Consider the following 17,856-nt stretch of genomic DNA (forward strand, 5'->3'; position numbering starts at 1 on the left):
TGGCGATGAAGGCGTCGATTCTTCGACCTATGTCCACGCCGCCGGCGAGGCGCTCGATGCCGGAGCCGCGGCGCGGTCAGCGGCCATAGTATTCAAAGATCCTGCGCAAGGCACAACAGACATCATCGACATCCGCGTCACGAAGATCGGCCGACATCGGCAGCGACAGCGTACGTTCTCCGATGTATTGCGCATTCGGAAACGCGTCGCCCGCGCGGGCGAAATTCGCTTGGTAATAGGGCGAAAGGTGCAGCGGACGATAGTGCACACCGACGCCGATGTTCTCGGCCGTCAGTGCATCGAGCACCTCGTCACGCGTGATGCGCAGCCGCTCGTGATCTAAAAGAATTGCAAAAAGGTGCAGTCCGTGAACATCGCCAGCGGTGGCTGGCGGCGGCAACAGACAAGGCAAATCGGCCAATTGGCTTTGGTAACGTGCCCAGATATGGGCGCGTCGCTGGTGGTTGTCGGCGAGGCGCGCAAGCTGGCAAAGACCGATGGCCGCCTGCACGTCGGTCATGTTGTATTTGAAGCCCGCTTCCGTGACCTGGTAGTGGCGGTACCCGTGAGCGGAAAAGCGGCTCCAGGCATCGTTGGACATGCCTTGCTGGGCCAGGATGCGCACCTTGTCGGCGAGCGCCTGATTGCGCGTAATCACCATGCCACCTTCGACCGTGGTCAGGTTCTTGGTCGAGTGAAAACTGAAACAGCCGACGTCGCCGATGAGACCCGCGGGCGTGCCGCGATAGCTGGTTTCGATGGCGTGCGCGCAGTCTTCGATGACCATCACGCCGTGGCGGCGCGCGACTGCCATGATGTCGTCCATGGCGCAGCTGCGGCCACCGAAATGGACGATGATGATGGCCTTGGTGCGCGGCGTGATGGCCGCTTCGAAAGCGGCCGTCACGTTCATGCTGTGCACATCGCAGTCGACCAGCACCGGCAGCGCACCGACATGCACGATGCTGTTCAACGCCGCGCAAAAGGTCATGGACGGAGAGATCACTTCGTCCCCCGCGCCGATGCCGAGCGCCAGCAGGGACAAATGCAGGGCCGCCGAGCACGAACTCACCGCCACCGCGTGGGCGCGCCCTTGTAGGCCGCGAAGGCGGCTTCGAACCGCGCAACCTTGGGACCGGCACCGATCCAGCGTTTGCGCATGCTGTCGGCGACCGCCTGCATTTCTTCGTCGCCGAGCACCGGCGCGCCGAACACCAGGAAGCGATCCTTGGCTCGCACCGGCACACCGCCTGCGACCGCAGGTAGCGTGGCGACGCCATGGCGCGACGCAGGATCCGGCGTGGCGGGCGGCCCAGATTCCCCGGAACCCGCGTGGGTCATGGCGCGGCGACACTGTCCGCGGCGGCCGCCGCATGTACACCCGTACCGCAACCAACAGGTAAGGGAGAAGCGGGCGTTGTGTTTCGGGTCTGGTGCACGTTCCCCACGATCCGCAATCATCCGGGTTAGAAAAAGAGGGGCATGCAAATCAAGGCCGCGACCTGGCTCGGGCTGCGAGGCGACGAAGTGCTCGCGGTTCATGCCCGGCCACGAGGTTAGCCCGCCACCAGGCAACACTCAAGCGCGCGGCACGGGGCTTCAAGTTGACGTATCGGACCCAGAGTGGAACAGTGCTGCTGACACCTTGCCCGGCCGGCGCAGGCCATCAATATTTTCACAACACCGTAGCGCGCCATGGAAGTCACACCTAGCCGGATCCCCGATCTCGTCACCATCGAGCCGGATACCTATTTCGACGAGCGGGGACACTTTTTCGAGAGCTGGTCGGCGCGCCGTTATGCGGCCTTGGCCGGCATCGACAGCGACTTCGTGCAAGACAATCACACCGAGTCCGGCCGCGGTGTACTGCGCGGTCTGCATTACCAGCTGCGCCAACCGCAGGGCAAGCTGATTCGCGTGGTGAGCGGTGAGATTTTCGATGTGGGGGTAGACCTGCGCCAAGGCTCCCGGACTTTCGGCCAGTGGCAGGGGGTGGTCTTGTCAGCGGAGAACCGCAGGCAGTTCTGGCTGCCGCCGGGGTTCGCCCATGGTTTCCTGGTACTGAGTGAAAAGGCCGTGGTGCTGTACAAAGCAACGGCCTATTACGATCCCGCGGACGAACACTGCCTGCTGTGGAATGACAGCACTGTCGCTATCGCGTGGCCGACGCTGGCTTGGGATCTCGTGCTGTCGGAACGGGACAAGGCGGGCTTGAATCTCGCGCAGACGCCGCTGTTCGCGTGACTCACCCACCGCCTTGAAGGCTTCGCCGCGCGTCGGGTGGTTCAGCCCTCGCCACGGCATTCCGCGGCCGCTTCCTTGGCCAAGGCCTCATCGGTGCGGCCCTTGCTGACAACAGCCGGCATCACCGCTGCGTGTACGGCGGCGCGGGGCGTGGCATGCGCCTGTTTTTCGTCCAACCCGGCCCAGGCCGCCATGCATGTCGCCACTTCTGGCGCCGTCATGGATTTGCGCATGCGCGCCAGTATCAGCACGGTATAGAGGATGATCATGGCATCGAGCCGCATCGAATAGCCGCGCAGGCAATGGCGGCAGTAGGCGATCTCGATGCTCAGCCGTTCCTCGTCGGTGAGGGCGGCGCGGCCCACCAGCTGCGCCGGACCGGTCAAACCGGCGCGCGTCAGGAAACGCTCCTCGGCCTCGGGATAGGCGGCGCTGAGCGCCTCGACGACATCGGCCGGCAATGGCCGATTGCCGATCACGGACATCGTGCCGGTGAGCACATGAAAGAACTGGGTGATCTCGGTCAGGTAGAGACGCTCGATGACGCGACCCACCGGCGTGTAGAGTTCGGAGTCGGGCGCGATATTCAGAAACCGCTGCGAGCCTATGGGCACGGTGCGCCGATTCGCAATCGCGGCGGCATTGCGCACCATGGCGCGCAATTTGATCACCCGCGCCCGTTCGCCACGATAGACGACGCGCGACGAAACATAGACCGCCGGCCAACCACTGCCGATCAACACGGCCAACATGCCGGTCAGCGCGAGCGGCAGCCACAAGACCGCCGTCGACAGGCAAAAAGCGAGATCGAACCAACGCTTGCCGCCCGGCAAGCCGCGCGAGCGGAGGCTGTCGTGTTGTGGGCTTCCCTGTGGATTCATGCCGGTTTCACAAAGCTATCCGCGCTGGTGCCGCCAAACACATACCGACGCCCGAAGAAATGAGCGTCACGACATGGCGGCAATATCTCCGACTCTGACGACCATCCGAAACCTGGTCTCCAGGACCGTCGAACGTCAACGGTCGAGATCAGTGCGTGCGCAAACCGCGTTCGCGAGGCAGTGTACCGATGCGCTCCGACAGGGCGCCGTACGGATTTGACACTTTGCAAAGTTTAGCAATTACGCAACGCCCATCCCTGCCCTGGCAAGCAGAGCACCGACCGCGACGGCGATCAAGCGCGCGGCCTGAGGCATCACTCACAAACAAGAGCGTGAACCTGGCCGGCAAGGGTGGCGGCAGGCTGGCGATGCAGCGCGTGCAAGTGCACAGGACCTGTGCCACGAAGTGCGGACAGACGCCGCGCGGTTGTGGACCATCACGGCGCCCGCAAGCGCTGCGATGGTCGCGGCAGGAAGCGCGGAGGCTCGGCCAGCCTCCGGAACAATCAGCGCACCGCCATGCCGGCGTAGTCACCCTGGGCGCGCCACTCGGCGAGCATCTGGTAGAACTTCAGACCGCCCTCGGGGTAGTGACCCTGCAGGAAGCCGTCGTTGTCCTTCTTCGATTCGCCTTCGGCGTTGTAGTAACCCGGCGTACAGGCCTTCAGGTACTCGGTCATGGCGTTGGGCGCCATCACCAGCGTGAGCCATGCGTTCTCCGCGTCGAGCGTCGGCTCGATGGCGGTCTTGCCGTTCTTCTTCAGTGAGACGAACAGCTTGGCGAGGTGTTTCGCCTGGTTGTCGAGCATGTAGGTGAAGTTCGGCGTGTAGCCGGTCTGCGTGAAGCCCATGTGGTAGCAGTTCGGGAAGCCGTGCGCCATGAAGCCCTGGTAGGTGCGCATGCCGTCCTTCCAGTAGTCGCCGAGCTTCACGCCATTACGGCCGAAGATCTCGAGTTCCGCCTGGTGGGTGTAGGTGGCGCGGCTGACTTCGAAGCCGGTCGCGAAGATGATGCAGTCGAGCTCGTACTCGACGCCATTCACCACCACGCCCTTCTCGGTGATGCGCTCGACACCGCCGTGGCCCGAAGCGTCGACCAAGGTCACGTTCGGCTTGTTGAAGGTCGGCAGGTATTCGTCGTTGAAGCACGGCCGCTTGCACCACGGGCGGTAGTAGTGCTTCAGCACTTCCGCGGTGTTCTTGTCCTTGATGATGGCATCGACGCGCGCGCGGATGCGTTCGTCGTGCTGGTAGTCGACCACTTCGCCGAGCAACTTCAGGTCTTCGTCGGAGATGTCACGGTTGCCGGTGCTGTCCTGCAGTTCGCCGAGCGACTTGAAGATCTCGGTCCAGCCGTCGTTGACGAGATCCTCGTCCACCGGCACGCCGACCAGGAGCTTGGTGAAGTTGTCGTTGCGATCGGCCTGCCAGCCCTTTTGCAGCGACTTCCACCAGCCCGGATCGGTGGCCTTCTGGCGGCGCTCGTCGATCGACGACGGCGTGCGCTGGAACACGTACAGGTGACCGGCGGTGTTGCCGAGGTGCGGAATGCACTGGATGCCGGTGGCGCCGGTGCCGATGATGCCGACGCGCTTGTCAGCGAGCTTGTCGAGACCGCCCAGCGGCGTGCCGCCGGTGTAGTTGTAATCCCAGCGGCTGGTGTGGAAGGTGTGGCCCTTGAAGGTCTTCAGGCCCGGAATGCCGGGCAGCTTGGGCCGGTTCAGCGAACCGGACGACACCACCACCTGGCGCGCGCGGAAGGTGTCGCCGCGGTTGGTGGTCAGTACCCACTGGCCCGCTTCGTCGTCCCAGCGCTGCTCGCGGATCTGGGTCTGGAAGTAGGTGCGGGAATAAAGATCGTAGTGTTTGCCGATGCGTTGCGCGTGCTCGAGGATCTCGGGCTGGAAAGCGTACTTCTGCGACGGCATGTAGCCGGTTTCTTCCAGCAGCGGCAGGTAGATGTAGGACTCGACGTCGCACTGCGCGCCCGGGTAGCGGTTCCAGTACCAGGTGCCACCGTAATCGCCGGCGCGCTCGATGATGCGGAAGTCGTTGATGCCTTCGTCAATCATGCGCGCGGCCATGCACATGCCGCCAAAGCCGCCGCCCAGGATCACGACCTCGACGGTCTCGGTGACCGGCTCACGCACGATGGTCTCGGTGATGTGCGGGTCTTCCTTGTAGTGCTCGAAATCGCCGTCGATATCCACGTACTGATGGGCGCCGTCCTTGCGGATGCGGCGATCGCGCTCGGCGTAGTACTTCTTGCGCAGCTCCGCGGGGTCGAAGCCAAGCACGTCGGGGCTCGGAATGCTGAGCTTGCCGTCTTTGACGAGCGATACGGGTTTGTTCATGTGAATCCTCTCCTCGGCCGGGTATCTCGGGCACGTTGGGCTCTATCGTGGGCCGCAATCATATGAATCGAATCCGCCCGGGGCGATACCGAGACCTGCCAATTTCTGTTCCTTTGATGACAAACGCCTGGCCCGCCCCATGCCGCTGGCGCGACCGCCCAGGCATGCAGGCATGACGCTGCGCCTATCAGGGTGACGCCCGCCTACCCATTCGGCGGGGGCCCGTCCGCAACTGGACTCACCTGCCCGCCCATGGCACTTTCCGCCCCCAACAACGCCTAGGCGTCCTCACCGGCGCCGAACATCCCGATTCGGAGACCCTGCATGAGTTCGAACCCGAAATCCGTCCCCGCTAAAGCGCGCGCCGATGCGCCGCGCGATTACGAGGTCATCGTCATTGGTGCCGGCGTGGCCGGCATCTACCAGATCAAACGCCTCGCCGACCTCGGCGTGAAAGCCACGCTGCTGGAGGCGTACAGCGATCTCGGCGGCACCTGGTTCAACAACCGCTACCCCGGCGCGCGCTTCGACTCCGAGAGCTTCACCTACGGCTACTCGTTCTCCAAGGAACTGCTGGACGAGTGGGACTGGAGCGAATGGTATTCGCCGCAGCCCGAGACGCTGCGCTATCTCAACTACGTCGCCGACAAGTTCGATTTGCGGAAATTCATGCAATTCAACTGCCGCGTGGCGAGCATGCACTTCAACGACGACGCCGACACCTGGACCTTGACCCTCACCGACGGCCGCAAGCTCACCACGCGCTTCGTGGTCACCGCGCTCGGCGTGCTGTCCATCCCCACGCGCCCGAATTTCCCCGGCATGGAGACCTTCAAGGGGCTGTCTTTCCATCCCTTCGACTGGCCGCACGATCAGCCCGATCTGAGCGGCAAGCGCGTGGCCATCATCGGCACCGGCGCCACCGCCATCCAGATCATTCCCGAAGTGGCCAAGGTGGCGAGCAAGCTGACGGTCTTCCAGCGCCGTCCGAACTGGGCGGCGCCGCTCAACAACGCCAAGATAGACAAGGCCGAGATGGCGAAGATCCGCGCGCGCTACGACGAGATCTTCGCGGCCTGTGCGCGCACCCCGGGCGGCTTCGAACACGAACCCGACAGGCGCGGCTTCTACGAAGTGACGCCCGCAGAGCGTCGCGAACTGTGGGACAAACTCTACGACGGCCCGGGCTTCGGCATCTGGCTGCAGAACTTCGTCGAGATCTTCACCGACGAAAAGGCCAACGCGGAATTCTCCGCCTACATCGCCGAGCGCATTCGTCAGCGCGTGAAAGACCCGGTGCTGGCCGAGAAGCTCATTCCCAAGGATCACGGCTTCGGCATCCAGCGTGTGCCGCTCGAAACCGGCTACTTCGAAACCTACAACCGTGACAACGTCGAGCTGGTCGATTCAGCGCAAACGCCGATCAAGACCATCACGCCCGCCGGCCTCGACACCAGCGACCGCAGTTTCGAATTCGACGTCATCATCTATTCCACCGGCTTCGATGCCTTCACCGGCGCGTTCGATCAAATAGACATCCGCGGCGCCGGCGGCGTGAAGCTGCGCGACAAGTGGGCGGCGGGGCCCAGCACCTTCATGGGCCTCATGGTCAGCGGCATGCCGAACCTCGTGATGCTGGCCGGCCCGCAGCACGCGTCCACCAATTTCCCGCGTGGCGCCGAACTCGCGGTCGACTGGGTCACGCCTTTCCTCGAATACCTGTGGAAGCACGGCTACACGCGCTTCGACGCGCGCGAGGAAGCGGAAGCGGCGTGGGTGCAGCACGTCAAGGACATGTACCAGGGCTTGCTGATGGGCAAGGCCAAGAGCTGGATCACCGGCTACAACGCCAACCTGCCCGGTCATGAATACGGCAAGACCCGCTACAACATCTATGCCGGCGGCGGACCGAAGTACGCGCGCACCATTGCGCGCTGCGCGGAGCAGGGTTACGAGGGCGTGGATTTGTCCTAAACACCGCAGGAACTCACCTGTAGGTGCGAATGAATTCGCACATTCGTACAGACCGCGGACATATCGCCGCGAGATTGAATGTGCGAATGAATTCGCACCTACAGGGATAGCGCGAACCGTTAAGTGGCCCCGGACATCATCACCTTCGCATCGCGCAGCGCATCGAGCCTGGCGCGCCCATAGCCGAGCAAGCCGCCCAGCACCGCTTCGTTGTGCTCACCGAGCAAGGGCGCGACGCGCGCCGGGTATTGCGCCTGCTCCGAGAAGCGCAGCGGAAAGCCCGGCAGCATGAGCCTGCCAAGCACGCGGTCTTCGCATTCGCGCAAGGTGCCGCGGCCCAGGAAATAGGGATGACTCGCGGCGTCGGCGGGATTGATCACCGGCCCGCTCGGCACGCGGAATTTTTCCAGGTGATCGAGCAAGGCGACGTCATCGGCAAAGCTCGCCATCCACGCTTCGATCAACTTCACCAGTTCCTCCTGGTGCTGGGCGCGTTCCGGCGGCTGCGCGTAACGCGGATCGGTTTCGAGTTCCGGCCGCCCCATGGCCTGGCACAGGTTCTTCCACTGCGGTTGCAGCACCAGCAGCGCGAGATAGCCCTGCGGCCCTTTGTATACCCCGCAAGGACACACCAAGGGATGATGGTTGCCCATCGGGCCGGGCCGAAACGCGCCGTCGGTGACCTGCGGCGCCTGCACGCCCATCTCGTGCATGTGGAACAGGCAGTCGATCATCGAGATATCCATCCACTGGCCACGCCCGGTACGTTCGCGGTGATAGAGCGCGTAGCCGATGGACGCAAAGGCGTGCACACCGGAGCCGACATCGGCCATGCCGAGACCGGCCGGATGCGGCGAACCGCCGCGCGGACCGGTGACCGCCATGATGCCGGCGAAGGCCTGGGCGATGAGATCGAAACCGGTGCGATGGGACAAGGGACTGTTGCGGCCAAAGGCTGAAATCGACGCCATCAGCACGCGTGGATTAATGGCTTTCAGCGAGGCGTAATCCCAGCCGCGTTTTTCCATCACGCCCGGGCCGAAGTTCTCCACCACCACGTCGACCTGCTTGACGAGATCACGCACGATGGTATCGGTCTCGGCGCTGTCCATGTCCAGGCACACGCTCTGCTTGCCGAGATTCTGCTGCACGAAATAGCCGCTGCGGCCGTTCTTGATGGCGGGCAGGCCGCGCGACGGGTCGCCCGACGGCGCGCGTTCTATCTTGATGATCTCGGCGCCCATCTCCGCCATCAGGCGCGTGACGGTCGGGCCGGCCAGGTATTGGGTGAAGTCGAGTACACGTAAGCCTTCGAGAATCATGGAGCGCTCCCCTGGTGTGATGGCGCGCTGCTCCATCGCCGTGGCTCGAGCGCGCCCATGAGTCGTGTAAAGAACGCGATGCCCCGCGCTCACGGCGGCCATCATGGAGCACCGGCGGCGGCGCTGCCAGCCCTGCGCGAACGGCGGCGATCACGGGCCGTGCGGAACCGGACATGACCCCTTCGGGGGTTGGTAGGCACATGGCGCATCGGCAATAGTGTCGTGCCAACCGTCACTTCATCCCGGCAGGAAGATTGTTCATGCGCGCCGCCATCTATCACCGCCCCGGCGAAATGCTCACCATCGAACAAGTCGCGGCGCCGCAAGCCACGCAGCGCGACCTCGTGATCAAGGTGCGCTGCTGCGGCATCTGCGGATCGGATCTGCACATGGCCGACATGCATGGCCCGGAAAGCGGCATGGCGCCGCTGCCGGTGGGCACGGTGATGGGCCACGAATTCGCCGGCGAGATAGTCGAAGTGGGCAAGGACGCCGGCGACTTCCGCGTCGGCGAGCGCGTCACCGCCATGCCGTTCCTGGCCTGCGGCGTGTGCGTGGCCTGTCAGAGCGGCATGGGCTATCGCTGCGCACGCGCGGTCTATTCGGCGCTCGGCCAGGAACGCGGCGCGTTCGCCGAGTACATGCGCATCGGCGCAGCCGAGACTTTCCGCCTGCCGGCCGGCGTCGATGACATCCGCGGCGCGATGGTCGAACCGCTGGCGGTGGCGCTGCATGGCATCAATGCCGCGCGGCTCGCGAGCGGCGAGTCGGTGCTGATCATGGGCGCGGGTCCGGTCGGCCTGGCCTGTGCGATGTGGGCGCGCTACTTCGGCATGCGCGACGTGGTGGTGTCGGACTACGTGCCCGAACGGCTCGTCATGGCCGAACGCATGGGCGCCACCGCCACCGTCGATGCCGGCAAGCAGGACGTGGTCGGCACCTTCAAGCGCGAAGCCGGCAAGCGACCCGACGTCGTCATCGAATGCGTGGGTCTGCCCGGCACCCAGCAACTGGCCATGGACTACGCGCCCATGGGCGGGCGCATCGTCATCCTCGGCGTGTGCATGGCGCAGGACAGGTTCACGCCGGTCAAGGCGCTGACCAAGGAACTCACCATCAGCTACGCCTACATGTACCGCCGCCAGGAATTCCAGCTCGCCATCGATCTCATGGACCGCGAGCGCATCGACCCCAGCCCGATGCTGACACGCACCGTCGGCTTCGATGAATTCCCGGCGACCTTCGAAGCCATGAAGCGCGACAAGAGCGCGTGCAAGGTGTTGCTGGTGCCGTGACGATGGCCACCGGCGAGGCCGCGAATGAGCCGCCGCTCGACCGCTCACGGGATCATGTGCTGGAACAACGCGCGCTCGAGCGGGCGCTGGCGCTTGCCGACGACGAGGCGCTGCAGGCGCGATTGCGAGCGCTCAGCGCGCGACGCGATACCTTGATGACGAGGCGTGAGGCCTTCAACCGTGAAGCGACGTGCCGTCGCCACGCGCGCGGCGAGATATATTCCGCCGCGCGCGTCGCCGCCCTCAATGCCCTCGGCCCCAGCCTCGAAGAACTGGAAAAGAATGCGCAGTCGCTCTACGGCCGGCATGACAGCGCGGTCGATGTGCTGAAAACCCACGCCCGCGTGCACTTCGTCAACGTGCTGGCCATGGCGCGCTTGAACCTTGCCAACTTTCCCGACGACATTCGCGCCGCCGCGCGCGCGATGCAGGGCGAGGAAGAGGCTTTTGCCAGCGCCTGGCTGGCGGCCATCGATGATGCCGGCTTCGGCGAGGAGATCCGCCGGGCGCAACGCGAGGCGCTGCGCCAGCTGCGGAGCTCGACGCGTCCGATGTTCCTTGCCGCGCGGCCGACCAGCGTCGAGATGGCGGATCAGGATGCCATCGTCCTCGGCAAGGCCTGGAACAGGCTCGACGAGCTGGCGGAATCGCTGGGCGCCGAACCGCTGTCGAATTTCATCGCCGTGCCCGGCGAAGACGACGCGGCTGGCCTCACCCCCGCGCGCATCGCCGCGAGCGTTGAAGCGCTGTGCACGGCCTTGCGCGGACCTGCGAACAAACTGCCCGGCAAGAAGGCCACGCTCGCCTGTCTCGAGCGGTTGCTCGTGACACTTGCCGCGATGGAGGGCGACACAGCGAGGGCGTGGTTCGAGGTCGATATCTAGCACGACGATCCCCGCCGACACCCGCTTCGTGTTCTCGGGTCTGCCCGAGACCACACTCGAAACGGCCGACGGCAGGGCCGGCAACTTGGTCGGCACGGTATCGAGCAAGCGCGCTATGCTCGCTCGATATCACCGGGAGACGAGCGATGACGGCAGCCACCCATTACAGCGCAGCCCACATGGCGGCCTTGCCCTTGCCGGCAGGCCGCTTGTCCGCCCAGGCGTTCGAAACCGACGAGGTTGAGCTGCGCTATTACGCTCCGCGCGGCATTGATCAGCAGACGCCGCATGATCGCGACGAACTGTACTTCGTCATCGCCGGCAGCGGGACTTTCGTTCGCGCCGGCACGGCAGTGAAATTCGGGCCGGGCGATGCTTTGTTCGCGGCTGCCGGTGAAATCCATCGCTTCGAGGATTTCAGCGACGACTTCGCGACCTGGGTGGTGTTCTACGGCGCGCGGAAAACATAAGCCCTGGCGCCCGCCATGGCATTCCTGGCCGATGCTCGGATGTCGGCAGCTTCATCAGGACTCACCCTCCAGAATGGGGAGCGAGTCCCGCAGGCGACAGCGGCCAGCGAATTCGCTACGCTCTGACCTCAGGCGCGGCGTCTTGCCGCCAGTCGTAGGACGAGGATCATGAGCAAGCTCACCTACCTGATCGGCGTGTTGTTGGTGATTCCCTGCGGCGTCACGGTGGCCTGCCCCGGCGACGGCGCGCGATGCGATACGCGCATCATGCTCGCCGATGCGCGCGACTACGACGAGTTGCGCTACCTCGAGTCAGACGACGGCGTCGAGCACGGTCCATTGTCGGTGCATGTCACCACCTTCGACGGCAGCCCTGCGACGCCCGGCATGTGGTACGAAAGACCGCGCCGCCCGGGCGACGATGAAGCCCCGGCGCGGCCGCACGACCTGCCCGTGGCGCCCTTCGATCGGCAACTCTTCGACAGGGAAAGCCGCTAGGTTTCCGCGGCGCCGACACGCGTGGGCCTGTCGCAGGAACAGATCGACGGCTACCACCGCGACGGCTTTCTTTTTCCGCTCAAGGTGCTCACTACCGAGCAGGCGGCGCATTATCGATCCTGCCTCGAGGGTCATGAGGCACGCGCCGGGCAGCCTTTGCAGGGCAACCTGCGGCACAAGACCCATTTGCTGTTCACCTGGGTGGACGAGCTGGCGCATCACCCCGCCATCCTCGACGCGGTTGCCGATGTCATCGGCCCCAACGTCCTGCTGTGGAATACCAACTTCTTCATCAAGGAAGCGAGCAATCCCGGCTTCGTCTCGTGGCATCAGGACTCGACCTATTGGGGCCTGGATCCGGACGACGTCGTCACGGCGTGGGTGGCACTGACCGACGCCACGCCGGACAACGGCTACATGCAGTTCCTGCCGGGCAGTCACCGCATCGATCAATTGCCGCACCTCGATACCTTTCACCGCGACAACCTGTTGTCGCGCGGCCAGGAGATTGCCGTCGAAGTGGACAAGTCCAAGGCGGTCGGGGTGACGCTGCGCGCCGGGGAGATGTCGCTCCATCACATCAAGCTGGTGCACGGCTCCGCGCCCAATCGCAGCGATGACCGGCGTATCGGCATGGCACTTCGCTACATCCCCACCCACGTACGTCAGACCAAGCTGCGCGATTCGGCAATGCTGGTGCGGGGCGTCGATGAGTATCATCACTTCGATGACGAAGCGCGGCCGCAAGCGGACCTCGACGAAGCAGCCCTGGCGAGTCATGCACAGGCCATGGCGCGCCAGGTAAAGGCGCTGTACGAGGGCACCGACAAACAGTCATTTCGACCTTGATGCGCGAAGCGGTGAACTGGTGGCGATGCGCGAATTGGTCGCTGTGCCGCGCCTCTCGCATTTCGACTATTAAGCTTTTCGCCACCATCGTCGCCGACCTCACCGCCGACTGAGCCGCCATGATCACTACGCCGCCCATGAGTCCACCGATGAACCACGTGCTGGTCGATTTCGAGAACGTGCATCACATCGATCCGGCCATCATCGGCGCCAAGTCGGTGAGCCTCACGATTCTGGTCGGTGCGAAGCAGACCAAGCTTGATGCGGAGACGGTGGTGAAGCTCTTCGAACACGCGGCCTCGGTGCAGCTGATACGGCTCACGGCCAGCGACAAGAACGCGGTGGACTTCGCGCTCGCCTATTATCTCGGCCGCGCCGTGCTGTCAGATCCGACTGCGTACTTCCACATCGTCTCCAAGGACAGCGGCTACGACCCGCTCGTCGCCCACCTCGCCAGCCGGCACGTGCGCGTGCGCCGGCATAAGGACTTCAGCACCCTGACCTTCGCCGCACCGTCCTCGTCTGCTGCCGCCGCGCCCAAGCCCGTGGCCAAACCCAAACCGGCAATGGCAGCGCCCAAGAAAGAAGCAATTGAACTGACGGACACCATGCGCCTCGTCCTCGAGCGCCTGCGCAAGAGCGCGAACAACCGCCCGAAGAAGCAGAAGACCCTGCTCAGCCATCTCAAGAACAGCCTCGCCAACGGCGCCACGGAGGCCGATGCCGCCGGGCTGCTGGCGCGATTCGTCGAGGCCGGCTATGTGCGCATCGATGACAAGGCCAACGTCACCTACCACCTGTAAAGGCAAGCCAAGCATGGCTGGATCTATCGTCAGCAGCGGGCAACGCGGCCTGGCGGACAGTTCAGACTCCGACGAATAAGCGAGGAAACAACAGGTCGCGGCCTTCCACCGGAAAGTGCAGGAAGACGGCACCTTTCTCGCTGCTGGAAGCGAGGATGCCGTCCTTGAGAAGGTCCGCGAGCAAGGTTCGCGCGGTGCGCTCACCGAGGCCGGTGATCACCTGAACGTCGCCGCGCGCGATCTCGCCGCGATGAAAGACCTCGGTCAGCAAGGTGCCGGCCTCCGCCCTCCAGCCCGCGACGCTGGCATACCCTCGCAGGCGTCCCGTGAGACCGTCGATATCGAACAGGTCGCTCATGAAAAGCACCTGGTCCAGGCAAATATTCAGGAACCAAGTCGAGAAATCGACCAGTGCGCTCTCGGACAGGTTGCCGCGGCCGTCGAGATCGCTTTGCCGTGGCGTATCGGCGTGGTCCATCATGCGTTTGTATTCGCCCGCGTCCGCCAGACCGCGCGCCAAGCCTCGCGAAATCGACCATAGCCCGTGCGCGCCTATGCCGGCCTGGAGGGCCATGGCATGGCTGACGAGGCGGCTCACCCGGCCATTGCCGTCCGGAAAGGGATGGATGTAATTCAAACGATGATGGGCTGCCGGCAGTCCGAGTATTCGCTGCGCGGCGCTGAGACGCGTGAAGGCGTAGCGCTGTGAGAAATATTCCATGAATGCGCCCACGGCTCTCCCGCTGGGTGCCAGGTGGCGGCCAACGATGACGTCCTGGCTTTGGTCGTGACGAAACTCCCCAGGCGTCATCATGCAGTCTTGGTCCTTGCCCCGAACACGCAGCAGGGACTCGGGTGCATCGAGGTAGAAATCTCGATGCAGGCGCTGGATGAATTCGACGCTCACCGGGTCGGCCAAGGTGCCCGACGCGTGATCGCGGTCGATGAGCTCCTGCAGGCGAATGTGGGCGCGGGCTTCAATTTGAAGATTGCGTCGCGTCTCGTCCGTGTCGAATTCATTGGCCAAGGCCCGCTCGATGTCGCGCGGCCGCGTGTTGTGGCCTTCAATAAGGTTGGAGTAGTAGCAGTTCATCACGCGCACCAGGCTCGCCAGGCTCGCGGCAGTGCGCGGATGAAGACGGGCGCCGAGTTGACCGGCGCGGGCCGGCAACTCCGTCAGCAGATCCAGAAGGTCACCGCCGGCCTGCGCCACGAAACAGGGTTCGATGCGGCTTGGCACTTCGCACGGGGAGGCTGACATTTGCCGGTCCTACAGAGAGGCCATCTTGATGAATTCAAGATAGTTTGCCGGGATCTTACGGCGATTTTGCCGATAGTGGTTGCCGATCCTCGTGACTGCTCGATTGGCCTCTCCAGGCGCACGCGGAAATCGTAGGGAATCACGTAGTCAGAGAGCGCTGCCAGCGTCCGCCGAATCACGCTGCGGGGAGCGTAATGGTGGCTATGGGTGGATTTGAACCACCGACCTCAGCATTATGAGAATGGCCCCAGGACCTTTAACCAATTGATTTAAATAAATTCTTCGCAGACGCCTGTTGCCGTAAGTGTCTGATGGTGGGGGACGGTGTTCAACCGTTCCCCACCAATTCCACGCTCCTTCGGCCACCTCACGGGCGGTTTCCCAATCCAGGGCATGGACTTGCCAGGCTTTTTTATTTCATGGAACATAGTTTTGTGCAACTAATTGCGCTGTTCAAAATTTCCGAACAATCCCGATTTCCGAACAAAGTTCGAACCTGCGACCGCGTGAACCTCCGTATCGACCAAAAGCACTTGTAGTACGTACCGCACGTTCAATAAATAGTGATGTTCAAATAAAATGAACACGAATATTATTTGAACGCTCTTCCTGACGAACTCCTGGGTGAACAACGTGCCGTAACAAATCCCGCCACACTTCTAGACGAGGCCTTGGAAGCCTTTCGCGCAATCGCAGGCTTCGACGCGACCGTCCTCCCCCGCCTTCCCACGGAGGAACGCGCGGACACCGCAATTAGGCTCACTCGGGACGGCAAAACGTGGAACTTCACGGTTGAATTCAAGGCGCATCTCACGCCAGCCTTGCTCCAGAAGTTCGAGCGCGCCCCCCACGAGCAACCCAATAATCGCTTGCTTCTGACATACCACGTCACGCCGAACATGGCTGAGCGCCTGCGAGCGCGCCATCAGCCTTTCATGGATACGGTGGGCAATGCATTTATCGAGGCGCCCGACTTGTTCATTTTCGTGACGGGCCAACGTCCGAAGCACCAGGCGCATCCGACCGGCCACACGCTCCGTCTGAACGCTACCGGGTTGCGCCTCGTCTACCTTCTACTCTGTGATGAGCATGCCCTAACCGCCAATTACCGCGAACTCGCACAGAAGAGCGATACGGCACTGGGTACAGTCACAAACAATATTGCCCAGCTCAGCGCCGCCAAATTCATCGCGACACAAGGACACAAACGTCACCTGGTCAATCCGGGCGGGCTATTCCGCGAATGGGTTGCCAACTACCCTAAACGACTGCGTCCCAAGTTGCTGCTGGGGCGATTTCAAGCTCGCGATCCCGATTGGTGGCAACACGTCGACATCCAGCCCTACACCGCCTATTGGGGCGGTGAGGTCGCCGCTGCGCGCCTTACGAAATATCTGAAGCCCGCTACGCAAACCGTCTATACGCACGGCAAGTTGACAGATCTGGTCGTAGCAGGCCAACTCAAAAAAGATCCGCGCGGCCCAATTGAAATCCTCACGGCATTTTGGCCGAGAGATGAAGCCATGACGGCCGCCCACCCTGACCTAGTCCATCCAATCCTGGTGTTTGCCGACCTCGACTACATCGGCGACACCCGAACGGACGAAACCGCGCAGGTCCTACTCCGGACGCACCTCACGCGGTATGCCGAATAGCATGGACGCGGCAACTGTCACCATACTCGACGACGTTCAGCGCGCGGCTCAGCGTCTCAACGCTGACGTTCTCTTGATTGGAGCTTCCGCTCGGGATTACTGGCTTCAAACTCGACACGGCATTCGCGTTGGGCGCGCAACGGAAGACTATGATCTGGCCGTCATAGTCGAGTCGTGGGACGTATATTAACAGCTAACTGACGCGCTCGTAAAGACTGGTCAGTTTCGCCAAGACAGCCACCAGCAGCAGCGACTCCATGCCGGCGGCCTCACACTGGACCTGATTCCATTTGGCGATCTCGAGTCGCCGCCCGGCAATATCGCCTGGCCTCCGGCGGGCACCTTTGTCATGTCCACTCTCGGTTTCAGAGAGGCATTGGCATCAGGTGAAACAATTGACATCGGATCAGGAACATCCTTCAAAGTCGCCACACTTCCAAGCCTGGTGCTGCTAAAGCTGATTGCATGGAACGACCGACGCAACAGCAAGGATGCTTACGACGTAACCCTCATCGCTCAGAACTATACGGATGCCGGTCATTTTCAGCGGCTCACGGACGCAGGTGCGCCGCTCATAGAAGAGTTTGAAGACATTCAAGTCGCAGGCGCTGCTTTGCTCGGTCAAGACATTCGCGCCATAGCGTCTGACGAGACGCTTGAGATTGCCTGCAAGGTCCTTACCGATGCCATCGCATATCACGATAGCGGGCGATTCCTGATCTGTGCGGCCGATGCAATCGTAGATTCTGAATTCGCTGAAGAGATAACTGCGAGGATTCTCACCGCCATCCTCCACGGAATGGGTTCCCTTTAGAAAGTCATCGGTATCTCCAGGCTGCGGGCAAGCGTCCAGGAAGTCCGTCAATATCGAACAACTCGCTCATGAAGCGCGCCTGGTCTTCTGCATGACCTGAATCGAAGGAGAGCACCCGACGGGGCGACGGCTAGAGCACAACACGTGGCTCATACCCGAAGGTCGCTCGGGTGTGACAGGGAGAACCTTCCGGCCTACGGCACGCGCGAGGTCCGGAAGAAGATCAAGCGCTGGGTTCTCGGTGGGACGTTGCGACGACTGATCGACGAACTCGCCGCGCAGGCGCATCACTAGTACGACGTTCTCGAATGGCGCCTAGCTTGCCCGGCCGAGCGAGTGAATCACCAAATCCGGGCGCCTCGTCCTAATTCGCGATGGGCGACAAAAAGCTTTCGACCTGACTTCGCACACCGCACAGGTCGTCGCGCGAATGTTATTTGCCGATATCGGATGAACTGTAGGCAATTGACTAAAAGGAGATTTCTCCTATGAGATAGCCCCGCCTTGCCGATGTACGTTGCCGGTCCTCCGCCTTGTCTAAACGGCGCCTGC

At 62.9% G+C, this 17,856-nt stretch carries 14 protein-coding genes and 1 pseudogene; 10 read left to right on the forward strand and 5 right to left on the reverse strand.

Annotated features, from left to right (window positions below):
* Positions 1-76: 76 nt before the first annotated feature.
* A pseudogene (locus IPM80_13385) lies at positions 77-1,341 on the reverse strand (DegT/DnrJ/EryC1/StrS aminotransferase family protein).
* A gap of 354 nt (positions 1,342-1,695) precedes the next feature.
* Between IPM80_13385 and rfbC the strand changes: the two are divergent.
* A complete protein-coding gene (gene rfbC, locus IPM80_13390) occupies positions 1,696-2,244 on the forward strand; it encodes a dTDP-4-dehydrorhamnose 3,5-epimerase (protein MBK8959392.1) in 549 nt (182 codons plus the stop codon).
* A gap of 41 nt (positions 2,245-2,285) precedes the next feature.
* Here the strand turns inward: rfbC and IPM80_13395 are convergent, their stop codons facing one another.
* Positions 2,286-3,125: a sugar transferase gene (locus IPM80_13395; protein MBK8959393.1), complete on the reverse strand. Its 840-nt coding sequence runs from the start codon at positions 3,123-3,125 to the stop codon at positions 2,286-2,288.
* A 506-nt stretch (positions 3,126-3,631) separates the two neighbouring features.
* Positions 3,632-5,479, reverse strand: coding sequence for an NAD(P)/FAD-dependent oxidoreductase (locus IPM80_13400; GenBank protein MBK8959394.1), 1,848 nt, complete (start codon positions 5,477-5,479; stop codon positions 3,632-3,634).
* A gap of 324 nt (positions 5,480-5,803) precedes the next feature.
* Here IPM80_13400 and IPM80_13405 point away from each other — a divergent pair, with 324 nt between their 5' ends.
* The gene (locus tag IPM80_13405; protein ID MBK8959395.1) at positions 5,804-7,453 is read left to right on the forward strand and encodes an NAD(P)/FAD-dependent oxidoreductase; all 1,650 of its coding nucleotides are present in this window, start codon (positions 5,804-5,806) and stop codon (positions 7,451-7,453) included.
* 119 nt (positions 7,454-7,572) lie between these two features.
* Here IPM80_13405 and IPM80_13410 read toward each other — a convergent pair whose 3' ends face one another.
* Positions 7,573-8,775: a CoA transferase gene (locus IPM80_13410; protein MBK8959396.1), complete on the reverse strand. Its 1,203-nt coding sequence runs from the start codon at positions 8,773-8,775 to the stop codon at positions 7,573-7,575.
* A gap of 260 nt (positions 8,776-9,035) precedes the next feature.
* Between IPM80_13410 and IPM80_13415 the strand changes: the two genes are divergently transcribed.
* From IPM80_13415 to IPM80_13440, 6 genes are all read left to right on the forward strand, one after another.
* Positions 9,036-10,070, forward strand: a complete 1,035-nt coding sequence (locus tag IPM80_13415; protein MBK8959397.1) for an alcohol dehydrogenase catalytic domain-containing protein — start codon at positions 9,036-9,038, stop codon at positions 10,068-10,070.
* Positions 10,067-10,954: a hypothetical protein gene (locus IPM80_13420; GenBank protein ID MBK8959398.1), complete on the forward strand. Its 888-nt coding sequence runs from the start codon at positions 10,067-10,069 to the stop codon at positions 10,952-10,954. Before IPM80_13415 ends, IPM80_13420 begins: the two co-directional genes overlap by 4 nt.
* 179 nt (positions 10,955-11,133) lie before the next feature.
* Positions 11,134-11,424 (forward strand): cupin domain-containing protein, encoded by a 291-nt coding sequence (locus tag IPM80_13425; GenBank protein ID MBK8959399.1) that lies wholly within the window; start codon positions 11,134-11,136, stop codon positions 11,422-11,424.
* 168 nt (positions 11,425-11,592) lie between these two features.
* Complete coding sequence (locus IPM80_13430; protein MBK8959400.1) at positions 11,593-11,922, forward strand: hypothetical protein; 330 nt, start codon at positions 11,593-11,595, stop codon at positions 11,920-11,922.
* Between the two features lie 21 nt (positions 11,923-11,943).
* Positions 11,944-12,771, forward strand: a complete 828-nt coding sequence (locus IPM80_13435) for a phytanoyl-CoA dioxygenase family protein (GenBank protein ID MBK8959401.1) — start codon at positions 11,944-11,946, stop codon at positions 12,769-12,771.
* Between the two features lie 158 nt (positions 12,772-12,929).
* Positions 12,930-13,574: a hypothetical protein gene (locus IPM80_13440; protein ID MBK8959402.1), complete on the forward strand. Its 645-nt coding sequence runs from the start codon at positions 12,930-12,932 to the stop codon at positions 13,572-13,574.
* Positions 13,575-13,635: 61 nt separating this feature from the next.
* Here IPM80_13440 and IPM80_13445 read toward each other — a convergent pair whose 3' ends face one another.
* Entirely contained in the window at positions 13,636-14,835 is a 1,200-nt protein-coding gene (locus IPM80_13445; protein MBK8959403.1) for a Fic family protein, read from the reverse strand.
* A 596-nt stretch (positions 14,836-15,431) separates the two neighbouring features.
* Between IPM80_13445 and IPM80_13450 the strand changes: the two genes are divergently transcribed.
* Positions 15,432-16,490 (forward strand): hypothetical protein, encoded by a 1,059-nt coding sequence (locus tag IPM80_13450; protein MBK8959404.1) that lies wholly within the window; start codon positions 15,432-15,434, stop codon positions 16,488-16,490.
* A gap of 274 nt (positions 16,491-16,764) precedes the next feature.
* Positions 16,765-17,304: a nucleotidyl transferase AbiEii/AbiGii toxin family protein gene (locus IPM80_13455; protein MBK8959405.1), complete on the forward strand. Its 540-nt coding sequence runs from the start codon at positions 16,765-16,767 to the stop codon at positions 17,302-17,304.
* Positions 17,305-17,856: the final 552 nt, after the last annotated feature.

The organism is Pseudomonadota bacterium (assembly GCA_016719885.1).
Taxonomy (GTDB): Bacteria; Pseudomonadota; Gammaproteobacteria.